The 17,875-nt window shown below is 28.4% G+C and carries 19 protein-coding genes and 1 pseudogene; 2 read left to right on the top strand and 18 right to left on the bottom strand.

Features of this window, described 5'->3' with window-relative positions; translation table 11 throughout:
• Nucleotides 1-259: 259 nt before the first annotated feature.
• Nucleotides 260-1,045, top strand: a complete 786-nt coding sequence (locus LL038_RS04310; RefSeq protein ID WP_216119893.1) for a polysaccharide deacetylase family protein — start codon at nucleotides 260-262, stop codon at nucleotides 1,043-1,045.
• A 356-nt stretch (nucleotides 1,046-1,401) separates the two neighbouring features.
• Here LL038_RS04310 and LL038_RS04305 read toward each other — a convergent pair.
• From LL038_RS04305 to LL038_RS04240, 14 genes and pseudogenes are all read right to left on the bottom strand, one after another.
• Nucleotides 1,402-2,618, bottom strand: a pseudogene (locus LL038_RS04305) (IS256 family transposase).
• Between the two features lie 96 nt (nucleotides 2,619-2,714).
• Nucleotides 2,715-2,879, bottom strand: coding sequence for a hypothetical protein (locus LL038_RS04300; protein ID WP_216119894.1), 165 nt, complete (start codon nucleotides 2,877-2,879; stop codon nucleotides 2,715-2,717).
• Between the two features lie 176 nt (nucleotides 2,880-3,055).
• A complete protein-coding gene (locus LL038_RS04295) occupies nucleotides 3,056-3,670 on the bottom strand; it encodes a response regulator (protein ID WP_253199969.1) in 615 nt (204 codons plus the stop codon).
• Complete coding sequence (locus LL038_RS04290) at nucleotides 3,648-4,709, bottom strand: sensor histidine kinase (RefSeq protein ID WP_216119895.1); 1,062 nt, start codon at nucleotides 4,707-4,709, stop codon at nucleotides 3,648-3,650. The genes LL038_RS04295 and LL038_RS04290 overlap by 23 nt, the downstream gene beginning before the upstream one ends.
• A 640-nt stretch (nucleotides 4,710-5,349) precedes the next feature.
• The gene (locus LL038_RS04285) at nucleotides 5,350-7,317 is read right to left on the bottom strand and encodes an ABC transporter permease (RefSeq protein WP_216119896.1); all 1,968 of its coding nucleotides are present in this window, start codon (nucleotides 7,315-7,317) and stop codon (nucleotides 5,350-5,352) included.
• A 34-nt stretch (nucleotides 7,318-7,351) separates the two neighbouring features.
• The gene (locus LL038_RS04280) at nucleotides 7,352-8,098 is read right to left on the bottom strand and encodes an ABC transporter ATP-binding protein (protein WP_216119897.1); all 747 of its coding nucleotides are present in this window, start codon (nucleotides 8,096-8,098) and stop codon (nucleotides 7,352-7,354) included.
• 409 nt (nucleotides 8,099-8,507) lie between these two features.
• The gene (locus LL038_RS04275; RefSeq protein WP_253199970.1) at nucleotides 8,508-9,548 is read right to left on the bottom strand and encodes a MutS-related protein; all 1,041 of its coding nucleotides are present in this window, start codon (nucleotides 9,546-9,548) and stop codon (nucleotides 8,508-8,510) included.
• 324 nt (nucleotides 9,549-9,872) lie between these two features.
• A complete protein-coding gene (locus LL038_RS04270) occupies nucleotides 9,873-10,673 on the bottom strand; it encodes a transposase (protein ID WP_268055992.1) in 801 nt (266 codons plus the stop codon).
• A complete protein-coding gene (locus tag LL038_RS04265) occupies nucleotides 10,658-11,149 on the bottom strand; it encodes a hypothetical protein (protein ID WP_253199972.1) in 492 nt (163 codons plus the stop codon). The genes LL038_RS04270 and LL038_RS04265 overlap by 16 nt, the downstream gene beginning before the upstream one ends.
• A gap of 126 nt (nucleotides 11,150-11,275) precedes the next feature.
• The gene (locus LL038_RS04260; RefSeq protein WP_216119899.1) at nucleotides 11,276-11,998 is read right to left on the bottom strand and encodes a hypothetical protein; all 723 of its coding nucleotides are present in this window, start codon (nucleotides 11,996-11,998) and stop codon (nucleotides 11,276-11,278) included.
• 59 nt (nucleotides 11,999-12,057) lie between these two features.
• The gene (locus tag LL038_RS04255) at nucleotides 12,058-12,342 is read right to left on the bottom strand and encodes a hypothetical protein (protein ID WP_216119900.1); all 285 of its coding nucleotides are present in this window, start codon (nucleotides 12,340-12,342) and stop codon (nucleotides 12,058-12,060) included.
• Between the two features lie 62 nt (nucleotides 12,343-12,404).
• The gene (locus tag LL038_RS04250) at nucleotides 12,405-12,965 is read right to left on the bottom strand and encodes a DUF4825 domain-containing protein (RefSeq protein ID WP_216119901.1); all 561 of its coding nucleotides are present in this window, start codon (nucleotides 12,963-12,965) and stop codon (nucleotides 12,405-12,407) included.
• Complete coding sequence (locus LL038_RS04245; protein ID WP_216119902.1) at nucleotides 12,949-13,638, bottom strand: permease prefix domain 1-containing protein; 690 nt, start codon at nucleotides 13,636-13,638, stop codon at nucleotides 12,949-12,951. Before LL038_RS04245 ends, LL038_RS04250 begins: the two co-directional genes overlap by 17 nt.
• A 5-nt stretch (nucleotides 13,639-13,643) precedes the next feature.
• Nucleotides 13,644-13,985, bottom strand: coding sequence for a PadR family transcriptional regulator (locus LL038_RS04240; RefSeq protein WP_216119903.1), 342 nt, complete (start codon nucleotides 13,983-13,985; stop codon nucleotides 13,644-13,646).
• Nucleotides 13,986-14,258: 273 nt separating this feature from the next.
• Between LL038_RS04240 and LL038_RS04235 the strand changes: the two genes are divergently transcribed.
• Nucleotides 14,259-14,438: a hypothetical protein gene (locus LL038_RS04235; RefSeq protein ID WP_216119904.1), complete on the top strand. Its 180-nt coding sequence runs from the start codon at nucleotides 14,259-14,261 to the stop codon at nucleotides 14,436-14,438.
• Between the two features lie 158 nt (nucleotides 14,439-14,596).
• Here the strand turns inward: LL038_RS04235 and LL038_RS04230 are convergent, their stop codons facing one another.
• The 4 genes from LL038_RS04230 to miaA all read right to left on the bottom strand — a co-directional run bounded on the left by LL038_RS04230 (nucleotide 14,597) and on the right by miaA (nucleotide 17,872).
• Nucleotides 14,597-15,484, bottom strand: coding sequence for a polysaccharide deacetylase family protein (locus LL038_RS04230; protein WP_216119905.1), 888 nt, complete (start codon nucleotides 15,482-15,484; stop codon nucleotides 14,597-14,599).
• A 177-nt stretch (nucleotides 15,485-15,661) separates the two neighbouring features.
• On the bottom strand, nucleotides 15,662-16,555 hold the full coding sequence (locus LL038_RS04225) for an MYG1 family protein (RefSeq protein ID WP_216119906.1): 894 nt from the start codon (nucleotides 16,553-16,555) through the stop codon (nucleotides 15,662-15,664).
• A gap of 101 nt (nucleotides 16,556-16,656) precedes the next feature.
• Nucleotides 16,657-16,890 (bottom strand): RNA chaperone Hfq, encoded by a 234-nt coding sequence (gene hfq, locus LL038_RS04220; protein ID WP_216119907.1) that lies wholly within the window; start codon nucleotides 16,888-16,890, stop codon nucleotides 16,657-16,659.
• A gap of 55 nt (nucleotides 16,891-16,945) precedes the next feature.
• Nucleotides 16,946-17,872 carry a tRNA (adenosine(37)-N6)-dimethylallyltransferase MiaA gene (miaA, locus tag LL038_RS04215; protein WP_216119908.1) on the bottom strand — a complete coding sequence of 309 codons (927 nt, stop codon included), beginning with the start codon at nucleotides 17,870-17,872 and terminating at the stop codon, nucleotides 16,946-16,948.
• Nucleotides 17,873-17,875: the final 3 nt, after the last annotated feature.

Here is a 17,875-nt window from a genome sequence, read left to right as displayed (position 1 = left end):
ATTATTGCTAATCACGACATATTATTACAATATAACTCCATATTTAGATGTATAATAAAGAATTGGAGTTGACTAGTTTTAATAATATGTATAAAATACAACCATGAAAGAGAAGAAACTTATTGTCTCGTTAGAGAATAAAGATATGGTCCTTGCAACGAATTGTGCATTTAATCAAAATAAGGACAAGCCTATCATATATATGTAAGGCTAAACTGCAGTTTGCGTAAAGAAACTAAAGATATACCGGAGGTAACTTATGAAAAAGGAAATAGCTTTTATATTAACATTAATATTATTAATAATTTCAAGCTGTAAAATAGCACCTGCCAAGACACAAACTCAACAAATACCAGTGTTTATGTATCACATGTTAACAACTGACTCTAATAAAACAAATAATTTAACAATTTTACAATCAGCATTCCGTTCACAAATGAACTATCTAAAAACAAATGGCTATACTACGATAACAATGGACCAATTTTACGCAAGCATTTCTAAAAAAATTGTATTACCCGCAAAATCAGTCCTAATAACATTTGATGATGGATATATAAGTAATTATAAATTAGCATACCCTATATTAAAGGCGAATAAGCAAAAGGCTACGCTATTTATGATATCTCATGAAGTAGGCAGAACATCTAATTCAATGAATGCTAAACAACTACTAGAGATGGATATTAACGGATTTAGAGTAGAAAATCATACAGATTGGCATGAAAATTTGGGCACTTTACCATATGCAAAACAAGTAAATGCAATAAGGGCTGCAAAAACATCATTAGAAAAAATATTAGGAAGAAAAGTGATGTATTTGGCATATCCATGTGGTTCGTATAATGCTAATACAATTAAAGCAGCCCATGCAGCTGGCTGCAACTTAGGACTAACCACAAACGAAGGATTTACTTCAAGATTAGATAACCCATATAGAATAAATAGGATATACATGGGTCCGTCAGACAACTTAAAAACTCTAAAACACAAACTTGAATATGGTAAACAATTAATGTGGCATATCAATACATACTTACTATAGTTATAAAAAATAAAAAAGCTTAGCGTAATCGCTAAACTTTTTTACTTAAAACGAGGGTGTAAATTATTTTGTGTATTCTCTTTCTTTAAGCAAAATAATTGAATTGTTTAATTGTGAAAAAATGTTAATATAGTTTGTAAATGTTGTTACTTTGTAATTACTTTTCAGTATATTATTTCCATTCTTAGCTATTAATATACCCTCTAAATATTAGGTTAGGGTAGTCTTGAGAAGTGAATTGAGTCGCTATTGAAGAATAATACATTAACGGATTACCTTTGGGTGATCCGTTTTACTTATTTAACAGAAAAAATTAAACTATACCTCTTAGGGGTTTGAGGGACGGAGTCCCAAAGCTACGCTCCTTCATTTAAGACCTCACTAAATAATATATTGAGCTGGCTAATAACAAGGTCCCAATTTGCATATGCTCTAGTCCATTTCTTACTTACCTTTTCAGTTGCCAAATACAGCATCTTCATAAGACTATCATCGTTCGGAAATATAAGCTTTGTCTTAGTTACTTTTCTGAATTGACTGTTAAGGCTCTCTATAGCATTTGTGGTATATATAATTCTACGAATATAATCTGGAAATGCAAAGAAAGTTATAAGATTATCCCAATTATCTTCCCAGCTTTTTATTGCATTTGGATATTTACTACCCCATGTTTCTTTTGCAGACATTAAATTTTCAAGTGCAAGATCCTCATTCACTGCGCCATAAACAGCTTTCAAATCTTTTGCAAATGCCTTCTTGTCTTTATGTGGTATATATTTCATACTTGCTCTCAATTGGTGAATTATACAACGTTGTATCTTTGCAAAGGGATAGACAGCCTCTATTGCTTCCTTGAAGCCGCTTAAGCCATCTATACAAAACAATAAAACGTTCTTCAAGCCTCTGTTTCTAAGGTCATTAAGTACTGAAAGCCATAACTTACTGCTTTCATTTGTTCCTATCCAAATACCAAGTACTTCTTTTCTCCATCCATATTTACACCTAGCACAACATAAGCTGCCTTGATTATAATATGCTTGTCGTCACGAACTTTATAGTGTATTGCATCTAAAAAAACAAATGAGTATGTTTTTTCAAGTGCCCTATTTTGCCACTCTGTAACTACAGGCATAATCCTATTTGTTATATTCGAGACCATTTCAGCAGATATCTCAACTTCATATAGATTTTTTACTTGCTCTGATATATCTCTCGTGGTCATTCCAGTTGCATAAAGAGCCATTATTTTATCTTCAATACCAGTTATATTTCTTTGATACTTAGGCAAGATTTTAGGCTCGAATTCACCATTTCTATCACGTGGTATATTAAGTTCTACGGGTCCAAGTTCAGATTTAACAGTCTTCTTAGAGTAACCATTTCTACTGTTTGGAGTTCGTTTTTCAGATAATTCATACTTGTCATATCCAAGTTGTGAATCCATTTATGCTTCTAATGTTTCCTGAAGAATGTCTTTAAACATGCTCTTAATAGCAGTTAAAACCTCAGTTGGGTTTGTAAACTTTTGCTCGTTGATATAATCTCTTAAAACCTCTTTTGAAATGTTGGACATAAAAATACTCCTCCTTACAATCTTTGATAATTACTTATCTCAATTATTGCCAAGAAAGAGTACATTTTATTCCCTTTACACAAAATTATAAAACTATTATACAGATAATATTTTTGGCCAATTACATGTGTTAGTTTTTTCATTTTTTACCTTTGTTCCTTCGCATTCCATCTTTAGTACTGTCATTTCTTTTATAAATCCCATTATTCCCATTGCTATTAACGCACTGCCTATAACTCCTACTATAATATCTGATCCCATATAATTCTTTCATCTCCTAAAACGTCTCATAATTTTAACTTTAACCTAATATAAAATTATACTATGACATATAAGAGATTAGCAAATAGTCAAATTGATGATAATACGTTTACTTAGTTAAAATCATTTAAAATAATATTAATTACTATTATATTCAGAAATTATAATTATCCTTTTTAACTGCTTTTATAGTTAGGTTGTATGTACCCAAGATTGATACCTTTTATAACAGCCTCTACTGATGAAGAAACCTCTAGTTTATCAAATATATGTTGTATATGATTAGAAATAGTACGTTCACTAATCTGAAGCATATTAGAAATTTCATTTCGCTTATATGGATAACATAATAACTGTAGAATTTGTATTTCTTTCGGCGTTAATTTTTCTATATATTTTACATTTGCAGAAAAATGATTCTTTCCATTATTTATATCAATCAAGATTTTCAAAAGAATGTCAGGCATTATATTCTTATTTATAAAACCTTTTGCCCCAATTTTTTTGGCTTCATATCGATAAACCGGCAAATCATAACCAGTCAACATTACAATTTTATTATCAGGAAAATTAGTAAGAATAGATTTAGCAACTATTAATCCATCTTCATTACTTATATTGCTCAAATTTATATCAATTAAAATAATATCTGGTTGTTTTTTTTGTATAGTTGCTGTAACTTGTGTAATATCTTGCAAAGAGTAAAAACTTTTAATCTCCTTATAATCCTGAAAAACGATTTCTAAACTTTTAGCAAATAATGTATGATCATCGATTAATAAAATATTCATAAGAATTATCCCCTCTCATAGTAATCTGAATAGTAATCCGTAGTCCAGAAGGTTTTTTTGAATCTATCCGTATACAACCACCAAGTAATCGTACTTGCTCCTTAATAGAAGCCAATCCTTTATGAACTTTAATATCTATATTATCTATATTATCTAATCCAATTCCATTATCTTCTACAACAAGTTCTACTTTTTCTTTTTTTTGAGATAAAAACACGTCTATTTGTATACATTTTGAGTGTTTAAAAGCATTTGTCACTAACTCTCTTAACATGCGATATAGAATTAAGTTATATGGTTCTACCAAAAATAGATTATCATCGCAAATAAATGTAATAGGAATCTTTTTTCTATGATATGTTTCCTTTATCATATTTAATAAGCTACTAAGATTTTCTTTTATAGTAAGGGTTTTTAACATAATAGGATGATATTCTTGCATTTCTTCTCTAATGGAATTATTTAAAGCTTCAAGCGTTTCAACTATTATTTCTTTTACCTGTGGTTTATCCAATTTATATATCATGTTTTTGATTGATAATAGATCCTGCAACACTTCGTCATGTAGATAATTAGAAAAATCTTTCTTTATGTTTTCTTCTTTGTATATTTGTATGATATTGTTCATATAAAAATTTTCTTGTGTCATTTCGGAATTTCTAGTTTCTCCATTTAAAAATTTTTGCTTTATTTCACTATATAGCAAAGTTAAATAAAATGAAACAAACCAAGCAACACAATGTAGCAAAAGAAAATAACTCAATATACTAAAATTCAATATTATTCCTATAATAGCTACAAAACACAGTAAACAAACAGATAATAAAATATTTATTTTAGAATTTAATACATAACCATTTAAATTACTATGATTTTTTTTTACTATACCATGAACACTAAACAACGGTAAAGCTACAATTATATAAAGACCACAATTTTCCATGTAATTGGCTTGTTTTGCGAAAAGAAAGATATAAATCATATATGGAACAATTATGGTAAATATAGAAGAAATCAAATTTTTACGCTCTTGTTTCAAAACAAAACAGAACCTGCTTCTACTTTTAAATAATACATAGATAAAACAAACAAAATTTAAAACACATTGTAACATAAACATAAAATAAAAAAGTCTAGTGTTTAACAGAGATAGCAATGTTAGAAAACAGCTTATTTTTAAAATAAAATTTATTCGCTTTTTATTGTGGTAAACACAATCCTGAAAAATAAACATAAGTAAAAACTGAATTATTTCATATGGTAAAAAAACATATAATGGTAATGCTAAAAAAATAAATATTTTTTCTTTACTTCTAAGTAATAAAAAAACCCAAGAAAGGAATACTAATAGATTAGAGAATTGTGAGAGAACATAACTTCCTTTTATGTTAATAAACTGTATATAAATGGAGTAAAGAAGCATCAATGAAATAATAGTCAATGGCATAATGCTAGATGCTTCCTTATCAATATTTTGTAAATATTCATGACACAAAAATGAAATTATTAATAATTGATTCAGTAAAATAAATACCTGCTTTCTCTGATATTTCGATTTCATAAATTTATCCTCACAGTTAGATTGATAATATAATCACTATCTTGGTTTTATTATACAATTGTTATTTAAATTGTACAATATATTACGGTTAGGTGCTTCATGAGTGAAAAAAACTATTTCACTCCTTATTGTTTAATATTATTCTATAACATGAATATTTTGTAACTATATAATATATAACATAAATTATTGTGAATATGCCGATTGAGGCAAGTATGGGTAATATAAATGTACTGCTTTTCCCTAGTAAATTTGGTATTAAAGCAACAAAACATTCTAAAGCAAAAATGCTATGAATAACGCCTAATAAATACGGAATACTAAAAAACAATAAAATTTGCTTACTAATAATTTTTTTTATTTCTTTATTTTTATATCCCATTTTCTTTAGAATGTAAAACTCTCTTTTATCGTTTGTAATCCCTGAAATACTATGAAAATACAAAATGCTTCCTGTAGCAATAAAAAAGATTGCTGTAGCAAATGTAATTAACAAAAGGGATACACTATTCGCACTAATGTATTCATATTGTTTTTGGTATGAACTTACAAAATTGTTATTATTCTTAAACATAGGGGCAAGTTGTTCATATACTTCTTTATTATTTCTCATATTTTTTCCGAAAACGCTCATAATCTCATTTGTATGTAGTTTCAATTTAGAAGTTTTTGCATAAAGCTCGTCAGAAATAATAAGTGTTCCCATACTGTTGGCAAATCCAATTGGATTTATCAATGTAGTTTCCACTACATTTACATTTATGGTTTTATGATTTGCAAGATTTAAGGAATATACTTTTCCTATGTCTATATTTTTTTTATCATATGTATATTTAACAAGAGTACAATCATTCCCACTTATATTTTTAATAGATACCTTTTTCCCTTGTAACTGTATCAAATTCATATAATCGGATTTAGACATTAAATCAAAACTGTGTTGTTCCTTAGCACTATATTCAAAAGGAAGGTTATCAGTTGAAGAAGTTACTTGAATTAAAGAAGTTTTTTTATAATCTATATTTTTTACTCCTACTGTTTTTTTCACAATATCAATTACTTTATCTACCTGATTTGCGCTTTTGATATGGAATTCAATAGCTGCAGGAATTACACGTGAAAGGCCAGCATAAGGATAATATATTGAGAGTATTGCCGAACCTAGTATACTCAATGTTGCCGCTGATAATAATGTCAATATAATTAATGCTTTTGCATTTGATCGTATACGATAAATAAATTTTGGAATTGTAATTATATTTGTTTCTTGATAAAAATAGTCTTTTTTCTTTTTTAATTTTAATATAGCATAAGGAATGAAAGAATGTATAAAAAAGATTGTTCCTACGACTACAGATATAAGTGTAATCATAGCCATAGGTCCGAATCCTACTGTAACCCAAAACGAATCCTTTCCCCTTGTTATATCTAGCGCTGTTACATAACCAAGTATTAATAATATAACTCCTAATACTGCTAGCCATATTTTTACCTTTATTTGTTGTTCTACTTTTTTACCCAATCGAACTAGTGTTAGTAATGAACTTTTCTTTAAAAATTTCCAATTTGATAAAAATAAAACAAATAGAACAACAAACACGAATACACTGGCGACATAAACAGCGTTTAAATTAATTAACGGTATTTTTGAAGCATCTATTTGTAAATCTAAAAGATGCACAATACCTATAACAATGAGTTTATGAAGAAATGCTCCAAAAAATATTCCTATGCCAAGTGCACTGATACAAATAAAAAAATTCTCAAATGAAAGCAACCGTGTCATTGTAGACTTTCTATAGCCTAATAAAGAATAAATTCCAAGTTCTTTCATTCGTCTTTTCATAAAAAAAGTGTTGGCATATGACATATAAAACAATACAAATCCCATGATTAATATTGCTACAGCTTTGGACATCATTTCTACTCTGCCATCAGTAGATATCCGTTCCATTATGACTTCATTCATGGCAAAAGAAATAAAACTAAAAAATACCATAAAAACGAATGATACTGAAACCAAATAAAGAGAATAGAACGAAAAATTCTTTCTTATATTTTTCTGCGCAATACTTAATAAATTCATATTTTTAATTGCCTCCTCGTGTAATGTAGTATCATTAGTTTTCCCCCAGTTTTGCAACTTCTTTTAAAATTTCCTCAAAGAAAAGCTTTCTTTCTTTACTACATTTTTGTAATTCTCTAACGATTTGTCCATCCTTAAATATAATAATACGACTTGCATAACTTGCAGCATACGCATCATGTGTTACCATTAGAATAGTAGTTTTTAATTCTTTGTTCACTTCCTCTAATTTGTGAAGCAACGCTGTGGCAGAGTTTGAGTCTAGTGCACCGGTAGGCTCATCTGCAAACAAAACGCTAGGATTTTTTATGATAGCTCTTGCTGCAGCAACACGTTGCTTTTGTCCCCCAGACAATTCACTTGGATATTTAGATAATATATCGCTTATACCAAATCGCTCGGCTATTTGATGTACAAAAAATTCAATATCTTTGGGAGTCTTATGTAGTAAAGTAAGTGGTACTGCTATATTTTCTGTAACTGTTAGACTATCCAGTAGAAAATATTCTTGAAAAATAAACCCTAAATTACATTTTCGAAAATCAGTAGCACTATTATCATTTAGTGTATTAATATTTACACCATTTATAATAATGTCTCCACTTGTAAAAGTATCAATAGTTGAACATACATTTAATAAAGTAGTCTTTCCTGATCCTGAAGCCCCCATTATAGCAATAAATTCTCCAGTCTCAATTTGTAAAGAAACCTTATTTAATGCTGGCTTTTTACTATTGTCATAAATTTTTGTAACTTCTTTCGCTGTTAATAATGTTGTCATAGTTGTTTTCCCTCACTTTCTATTTTTATGGTGAATTTTTTATAATGAATTACTATTTGAATATTACTTTAATGTAATTTAACATAATACAATTAACGCTTAATTAATTCTCCATAAAGTATCAACGACCTGAATGTTTCTATGATTTAATATTATGGGAATGTTCGTATTTATAAGTATACATTTTACAGCATTAATTTTCGTGAGTAAAAAACGCATACTAGAATATTTATATTAATTAACCTTACGTAAGCCTTAAACTAAAAGCTCAAAAAAAACAGGCTTATCTAATTACGTTTCTTGACGACGTAACTAGGCTAACCCTTCATAAAGAATTCTTTTTTACACATGTATCAGCTGTACGCTAAATAACCCCACATTAGATATGAGGTTATTTATAAATTCAACATTATTTTATCTCATTGATTTCTTCTACTTCAATACCAGCTAATCTCATTAAATATATCTCATTTCTTGTAGGTGAAATACCAATTTTTAATTTATAATCAAAGTAAATTTCATTTTTTTTATAATATTCAGAAAAATAATAGTTTTTAACTTTTAAATTTCTATGATTCTCCATTTCAGCTAACTCTAAATCATGAGTGGATACAAATCCTAAATTTCCAGTTTTACTTAATTGTTTTACCAGTATCATAGCTCCAGTGTGCCTATCCCTTGAATTGATACCTTTAAAGATTTCATCTAATAAAAACAGCACTTGTTTTCCTTCTTTTGCAGCCTTAACGATATTTTTAATTTTTAATATTTCTGCATAAAAAGAAGATATACTTTGTCCTAGATTATCACTTATCCTCATGCAACTATAGAAATCCATAATAGTACAACAAAATTGATCTGCACATACAGGAGCTCCGGCATATGCTAATACAATATTTATTCCAACAGTTCTCATAAATGTACTCTTACCAGACATATTAGAACCTGTTATAATCATAACTGAATATGGTGCTTCCACTTTTAAATTATTACATACCCTATTTTCCCCTAAAAGAGGGTGGCCCATATTTTTGGCAATAATCTTTGATGGTCCAGTTACAATATTAGGCATACTCCAATAAGGATTATCGTGTTTTATAACTGCAATGCTACACAAAGCTTCTAATTCCCCTATTGTATTAATCCATCCTTCAAAATTGTTTCCATATTTTATCTTCCACTTTTCAATAGAAATAATCCAGTGATATTCTATCATGAAAATCGAATTTAAAATGGGATATATCATATTACGCCTATCGGATATAACTTCACAAATTCTAGAAAAATCACCTATCTGTTTTGATGCACTTTTTCCATCTTTATCATAAAGGTTTTTACACAAATTCACAATATACTCTGACTTGAATTTATGCTTTTCTATATGCCTAAGCATATTTTTATATGTTTTTATGTCATCGTTATATTTTTCAGCCATATTTAAAGTTTCCATTCTATCTTCTCGATTTATCCTTAGAATTATACATTGAATCATAATTAAAAAAGCAGGAATGTAATACGGAATCAAATAAAATATTTTTGGTGCACTTTTATTAATACCAAATAAAGCAGATTTTATATAATAAATTATTCTAACTAGTACTGTTAAGGTGGTTATTGTGGTTATCTTGAACCCTCTCGCCACTTTAGAAGTGGGAGATTCTTATTTATAAAGAAGTTTGCTATTACTTTTAAACCTAACTAAGTAGGAAGCCTTATTCCTTTTGGCGTGTCCAAGGACGCCCTACACTGTAAGCTTTATGCTCCCAGCTTACATTTAAGCTATCTTAATCCTTTTGGGATTCATATACTCGTTGTACATTAAGCAAATGTTCTTTATTTCTGCTTTTCGCATTATGTTAAGAGAACCATTTATATCAGCATTTAATATAATTCCCATTGACGATTTATATTGTCCTCTAGAGGTTCGTTTGCCACTAAAAATATAAGTTCTTTTAATTAGGGCGTCATAAACAGGCATATTATCAGTTGCTAAAAAATCAGCTTTTGAAGTATAGCTTTCCTCTTGTTCTATGAATACAATTTTATATCGTTTGCTTAGATATTTAAGCTTTGCCTTTAACTGACCAATTGGTATATTAACAAAGTTTTGATTATTAACTCTGCCTAGATTAACACCCTTTTGGATGTTTTTGTTAGAACCTACAACAAGCGAGCCAATATCATTAGTTATGCAGTAATCAATAATTAGCCTTGCAGTTTTAGCGAGATAATCATTAACCTTATTACCTCGTTTGTTCCAAAGGTTTCCTTGGGCTTTAGTAGTGCGTGTGATATTTTGTTTATCTTTAATTGATTGCAATTTGCAACTCCGCTTATTTGTACCTTGGTTTATTGATTTAAGCTTTTTACCGTCAATAATAAAAGCTTTGCCAGAATTTGTGGTGCAAGTGCATAAGTTGTCTACTCCTAAATCAATTGCAAGTGTATTTTTTTTATTTAAACTACCTTTGAACTCCTCGATTTCATATGTCCATTGGATTTCAAAGAACCTTGCATCGTTTCTGGGTAGTATTATAATTTTTTTAATTAATTTACTCTTTAGATTTTTTGGCATCGCAATCTCAATTTTGCCATAAAGACTTTTGAAAGCAGCAGACATTGGTACTGCAAATTTATCTGTAGTAACATTGAATTCACAAAATACAATTTCAAATAAGCTATCTTAGGTAAATAACTTGGCATTCTAACATCGCTATATTTGTACTTACCTGCTTTTGCTAATTTAAGTAATCCAAAAAACGACTTAAAATTTGCATCTACAATCTTCATTATTTGCTGGGATGAATTACTATTAAGTATTACGTAGTTTTCATTAGTTTTGCAAACATGATAGTTTTTAATGTAACTTAGGAACTTGTTTTGTGTAAAATAATGTTGCCGTATATTATACAATGCTACATTGTACATGTTTTTGGATAAAAAACATAGTTCTTTAAGTGCTTTATATTCCTTAGCTGACAAATCTTTAAGTTGTTGCTTTTGAACTCCGTACAAGATTTCCTTTTCTTCTTTTTTTGAATTTTGAGGCATTGAGACTCCTCCTTTCACAAGTATATTATAATGATATTATGTCCGTATATAGCTAAAATTATGAGTATATTCTGTATTAATATTATACTTATAAGTAATGAATTTAGTTTTATAAACTGCCCTAAGCTAGACGAAATTCACCACCCACCTATAGAGGATAGGTGTACTCTTTCGCAACAGGATAGAAAGAGATCTTAAAAACCAAACTACTCTATTTTTTAATATATGATTACTTATTTTTTTTGCCCATAAAAAAAGTTCTTTAGGATTTTGTTTGTTGTTGAGCATTATCTTTCCTTCTAACTCAAGTTTTTGTCTAAAATATACTTTCTGCTCAAGTTCTTTAACTGCTGATTGTCTATCATATATTTTTTGTTCATTTTGAGGTTTTTCCGTGAATATTTGTTTTAGACACTGTCTTCCAATATAAGTATAAGCTGTATTTATCCATCGAAATAAAGATCCTTTACCAAAAATATCAAGATCATATGAATAATTATGATTTTCATCTATAAAATCTTCACCGGTATCTTCAAAGTGTATCCAACCACCCTTTAATCTTTTTATGGAAGTTTCATTTATTTCACATAATGCAGCGGTAGACTTTTTTCTGTTTTCTGTGTTTTTTTGCAAATATGCTAAGTAACAAAATAAAACAATTGCAATTAAAATCACTATCTCAAATAAGTAAAACCTTTTCAATCTATATGTTTCTATTAAAATTACAAGTACGAGTACAAAAATAACAAGTGGTAAGGTGCTTATACTATTTACACCTTTCTGTTGCTTCTTAAGTAGTAGTTTATATCGAGCATTTCTCTTTTTATATTTTTCTAGCGCTGTTATCAAAGCATACCCCCCCCATCATTACATAATAATGTGCAACATACACCAATTGCTCATAAATATTAAACTCTCTCTTTCTTGAATTGAATAATCTTATATTTAGGTGGTGAAAATTTCATAAACCAAGTACCAAAATCCATTTTTATCTCCGAGCCAGTTACATTAGAATATTTTATTACCTTATAGCCCAAACCATAGTATTCTATGGACCCTCCATCTTTGTACATTACCATTGGAATTGCAAAAACAGGAGATTTATTTGCTTTTTCTAAACAAAAATCAGTAATAAAAAAAGTTAACACAATAATTAACAATCCACCTATTATAATATTTCTCTTTTTCATCATATAATGACCCCCTTCTACTGTCTTTTTTTGAAATAACTTCATTATCCAATCCCTTAAGATAGTTATTTCTTCATCAATACTGCTTTTATACAATCATTAACATATTTGTTATCTTCAAGTTTATCCTGTACTTTATTTTTCCATTCCTCTTTTTTTAATAAACCCGGTAAATCTCGCCCATACCACTTTTCAACATCTAAGCGTGAGACTTTATATGCTGAACCAGTAAAGTTATAATTTATTACTTGAAGATTATCAATTAGAGCAAATGCAACAGTAGAATTGTATATCAAGGCTTTATTCACCTTATTCTCATTAATATTTGCTATAGTATCCTTATAATTCACTTCTGCTGTTAACTTATTTGGAAATAACTCAAAAGACATTTTAATATTACTTAAAGGCAATTTGTGAAATAAATTAATTATATTGCTCGAATTACCCATATACTCATTTCTATATTTTAGAACATTATTTATGTCGTGTGTTATAGGATTTCGCTGTTGAACCATATACTGGCTATTTTTCTGATTATTCTTTGGTATAACAATAAACTGAACTAGTCCAAATAAGACTATCCCCATTATTGCTAAGCCAATTATTATATTATTCCTCGTTTTCATTGTCTTCACCCACCTCATATTTTAATATTAGTTTTGGAGCTAAATTAAAAATCAATGGAATTATGATTGAAATAAGCGGAATACAGTATCCTATTGCCAGTTTAGCAAATTGATATGGACCTGTTATACTAATTGGTCTTGAGAACCAAATGTTACTTCCAAACTGAATTGCAGTGGTAAACAGAGTATAAACTACAATAAACAATAACCACATAATCCAAGCAATTTTTTTAGCTTTAAACGCCGATTGTATATTAATAAAGGATTTACACTTACGATAGTCAGATTCTTTTTTTGAGTTTAATAGGCAATACTTTATTCCAATTACAATACTACAAATAAAAAGAAATATATTTAATATAAATCCTACTCTAATAATTAAAGCAGGTATTGTTATTATCCATGCTATTATAGAATAAAGCAAAGCTATTTGTATATATTCAAGATTATATTTATTTATATATATTTTTATGTTTCCATCAATAAGGTAATCTATACTGTTAATGCTTCCTTTGGCTTTTTTAATAGCCTCGCTGTGATCCATACCATTTGCAGTTAAATCATCAACCTTTGCCTCAAGGTTACTCAAAACCTCATATTTCAATTCATTAATCTGTTTACTTGATTTATAGTTGCTAAAAATACTATCAACATGATTTTTTAAACTATTCATACCCATTATCCCTCCCTTTTAATAAGTTTATCTATTAAATCTCTTGCTATCTTCCAAGCTGAAAGTGATTTTTCATAATTTTCTTTACCTAGTTCTGTAATCCTATAATACTTTCTTCTGCCACCCTGACTTTCACTTCCCCAATAAGACTCAATAAGTTTTTGTGATTCAAGCCTTTTTAAACTTGTATACAATGAAGGTTCTTTTAATTCGTATTTTCCTTCACTATTTTTTGAAATATCTTTAATGATTTCATATCCATAGTTATCTCCATCACATATTACTCGAAGTATTATTGAATCAATGTTACCACGAATTAATTCACTACTGATATTGATTTTATTCATTATGTTCACCTCGTAATTATACTTTAACGCATATTACTATGTGTGTCAATGTAATATGTATCATATACTAATTAATTTATATAAAATGTAATTTAAATATCTAGTTATTACAAACAGTTCCAATTATATTACTTTCACATTAATGCTATCGAACATTCTTTAAAATGAAATAATAGTAGATTTATGGCAATTATGATATGATTGAATATATATTGTTAGTCTAAATTGTAAAATAACCTGATTAAACTATTCAATATAGTAAGGAGGATTTATATGGAATTTAACCTTTCTACAATCGTTTCTACAATTGTTAACATTGCTATATTAATTGCACTTATAATAGGAATATATAAAGCAATACAAAGTTTTAAAGATTTTTTTAATAGAAGTAAGAATATGGAGAAAAAGATAGATATTATTTTAGACAAATTAGAAAATAAAGAAGATAATTAATATTAAAATTTACATATAATAAGATGTTATCATGTTTATGTTTTTTATATTATTAATTTTAATAATATAAATAAACTCCCTTTTTAATTAAAGGGAGTTCATTTATATTTTCCTATCATAATTTCAAATGTTCTTTTACTGTTAATCAGTTGAGTGCTTTATTCTATTAAAGGTTTAGAAATTTTACTTTCAAATACTTTCTTACTATCAGAAGCACTTATCCATACCCTATGTAATGAAAAAATACCATTCTTTTTAGAGGACCAGCCATTTTCAGTGGTGAAAGCCATTTTGTAACCAGCTTCTTTCACCGCCTCGATTGCACTTTTATTGTACCCACCATAAGGATATGCGAAGAAATTTACTGTTTTATTTAATGTTTTTTCAAGATATTTTTTAGATTCAATTAACGTTTTTAGTTGGTTATCCTTAGAAATCAATTTTAAATTATCATGATGTACAGTATGGCTTTCTATATCTATACCATATTTGTCCATTTCTACAAGTTGTTTGGATGTTAGCATGTTGCTGTGTACATCAGTAAGGGAAGTAATAACAAAAATCGTTGCTTTAAATTTATGTTTTTTTAGAACAGGAAACATATCAGTATAATTATTATCATATCCGTCATCAAAAGTAATGACTACAGATTTTTTAGGTATTGGAGTATTATTCATAAGATACTCATACAAGTTTGTAAGTGTTATAGTATAATAATCGTTTTCTTTTAAATATTCCATTTGCTCCTCAAATTTTTTAATTGGAATACAAATTGGATTACCTTTATCATAGCTAATTGAGTGGTACTCTAGAACCGGGATACTCTTACCATAAGGTTTAATATCAGTAGTATTGTCAAACCCAGGTATTTTAGCGATTTCAATTGGTTTAGGCACAATTACAGGTTTCGCTACAATTACAGGTGTAGCTACAACCGTTGGTTTAACAGGGTTTATTTTTTCTATTGTGGTGGATGTAGTTCTTGAACACCCAACGATAGAGAGTACAAAAATAAATATAAATATGAAATATAATTTCTTTTTCATAGCAACCTGCTCCTTTTTACTATATTTTCATTAAATGGCATAATTCAATACCCGTTACTTATTATATAATATTTTATAAATATATACAATTCAATATTTATGACATGAAACGTCATTATTTAGACATAAAAAATGAACCCAATAACAACAATTGTTATTGGGTTCATTTTATGAATTTTAAACTGATAATTTTGCTATTTTCAGAGCACTTTTCAAGCTTTTAGTTGATGCTATAAAACCTGCCTTATGACAAAAGATAGCATCATCTATTTTTATTATTGAATTTATCTCATCACTTGATTTTCCTCTAATTGACTCAACTAAATCTTTTCTTGCTTCAAAAGTACCCGCTGTTTTCTTTACAGTTTGAATCTTATACTCTGTGTCATTATCACCAGGTGAAATAACAAACAGTACCTCACTGTTTATATCTATTTTAAGTAACTGTTGAAGCCAAGGACAACCCTTTTCCAAAACCATTATTTCATTAACCTCTCTATTTTTAAAACCATTATCTACTATACTTCTCGCTTTTATAACCGAAACCTGTCTACTTATTATTCGTTTTATAATAACAGTCGCAAATCCTACCGCTTCTTCAAATGCATCATCTTTAGAGGAATCATCATCCCATGTAGGATTAAAATTTTGTATAATATCACTTATTGAAGTTACTTTAAATTCCGATTTAGAATCTATACCATTATCTATAGCATCAATTCCCTGCACTAAGGTCTTATCAATATAATCAAAAATTGATATTATATCATCTTCATTAAAGTCTGAATTAAACTTTTGTATTACTCTAGAACCAAACTCTCTCCAAACTAGACCTGAAGCGGCATATGGAATATTATTTTCTCTTATTTCTTTATCTAATTGATGGTGATCGAATTCTCCAAGAGATATGTCATAAACAAAATCTAGTTTTTTAAGTACCTCTTCATCCCTTGTTCTGATTACCTTTATATCTCCTAATAATAATCTAAGTATAGCTGTAGCCATAACATCATCTGCATGGAATTTACCACTATGTGTTCCTAAAGTTTTAATATTCTTTTCATTTATCATCATTTACCTCTTTCGTATTATATTATGAATTAGCCCTTTTAAAAAATAAAGCCTCAAGCTAATTTACTCTAAGCTTAGGCCTTAAATAACATACTATAACTTTAAATTTCTTCACTACCTAGTAATATTGGATTAAGTGGAGTTATCGTAGAAATAGCATGCTTATATACCATCATTTGTTTCCCGTCGCAGTTTAATACTACAGTGAACGTATCAAAACCAGTTACATTGCCCTTTAATTGAAAACCATTTATCAGATATAAATTAACTTGTATTTTATTCTTTCTTGCCTCATTTAAAAATATATCTTGCAGATTATTAGTAAATTTGCTCACAAATGTTCCTCCACAATTGTATTTTAATTTTATAAAAACATTTATTAAGACTAATTCAAATGGTTAAATTACTCTTTATGTATTCTACGATATCATCATCACTACTAAAATCATCTTTATTAATCCAGTTTACTCTTGGATCTTTTCTAAACCAAGTAAGTTGCCTTTTAGCATAATTTCTACTTCCTTGCTTAATCTTCTCTACAGCTTCATTTAAGGATATTTCATCATTTAAGTAATATAATATCTCTTTGTAACCTATACCTTTCATTGATTGCATATCTGCATTATAGCCCATTTTCTTTAATTTTATAACTTCATCAACTAAATTATTTTTCATCATACTATCTACGCGTAAATTTATCCTATTATATAATTTTTGTCTATCCATAGTTAATACAAAATAATGTACATTATAAGGAATATCCAAAATATCTTGCTCCTTTGCAAATTCACTCATGGGTTTACCACTGACCTTGTATACTTCTAAAGCTCTAATAACTCTTTTCAAATCATTAGGATATAGTTTATTATATGTTTTTTCATCAATGCCTTTAAGTAAGTTATGGACATATTCTTTCCCATTTTTCTCTGCAAGTTTTGTAAGATGCTCTCTATATGCTTCATCTTTATTGGTATCAGCAAAACTGTAATTATAAATTAAAGAATTTATATAAAACCCAGTTCCACCAACGAGCATTGGGAGTTTATTTTTGTCAGTTATATCGCAAATGGCCTTCTCTGATCTTTCTTTAAAATCAGCTACGCTAAAAGCAACACTTGGCTCTATTATATCCAATAAATGATGAGGAATTCCTCTCATCTCCTCAAATGAAATCTTAGCAGATCCAACATCCATATATTTATATATTTGCATTGAATCAGCTGATATAATCTCCCCATTTAGTTCTTGTGCAAGTTTTATAGATATTTCTGTTTTACCAATACCTGTAGGACCTGCTAAAATAAATAAATCTTTCATATT

Origin of the sequence: Clostridium estertheticum (genome assembly GCF_026650985.1) — a bacterium.
Classification (GTDB): Bacteria; Bacillota; Clostridia; order Clostridiales; family Clostridiaceae; genus Clostridium_AD; species Clostridium_AD estertheticum_C.
Note: the sequence above shows the minus strand (reverse complement) of the source record. Positions and strands in the feature narration are given on the sequence as shown.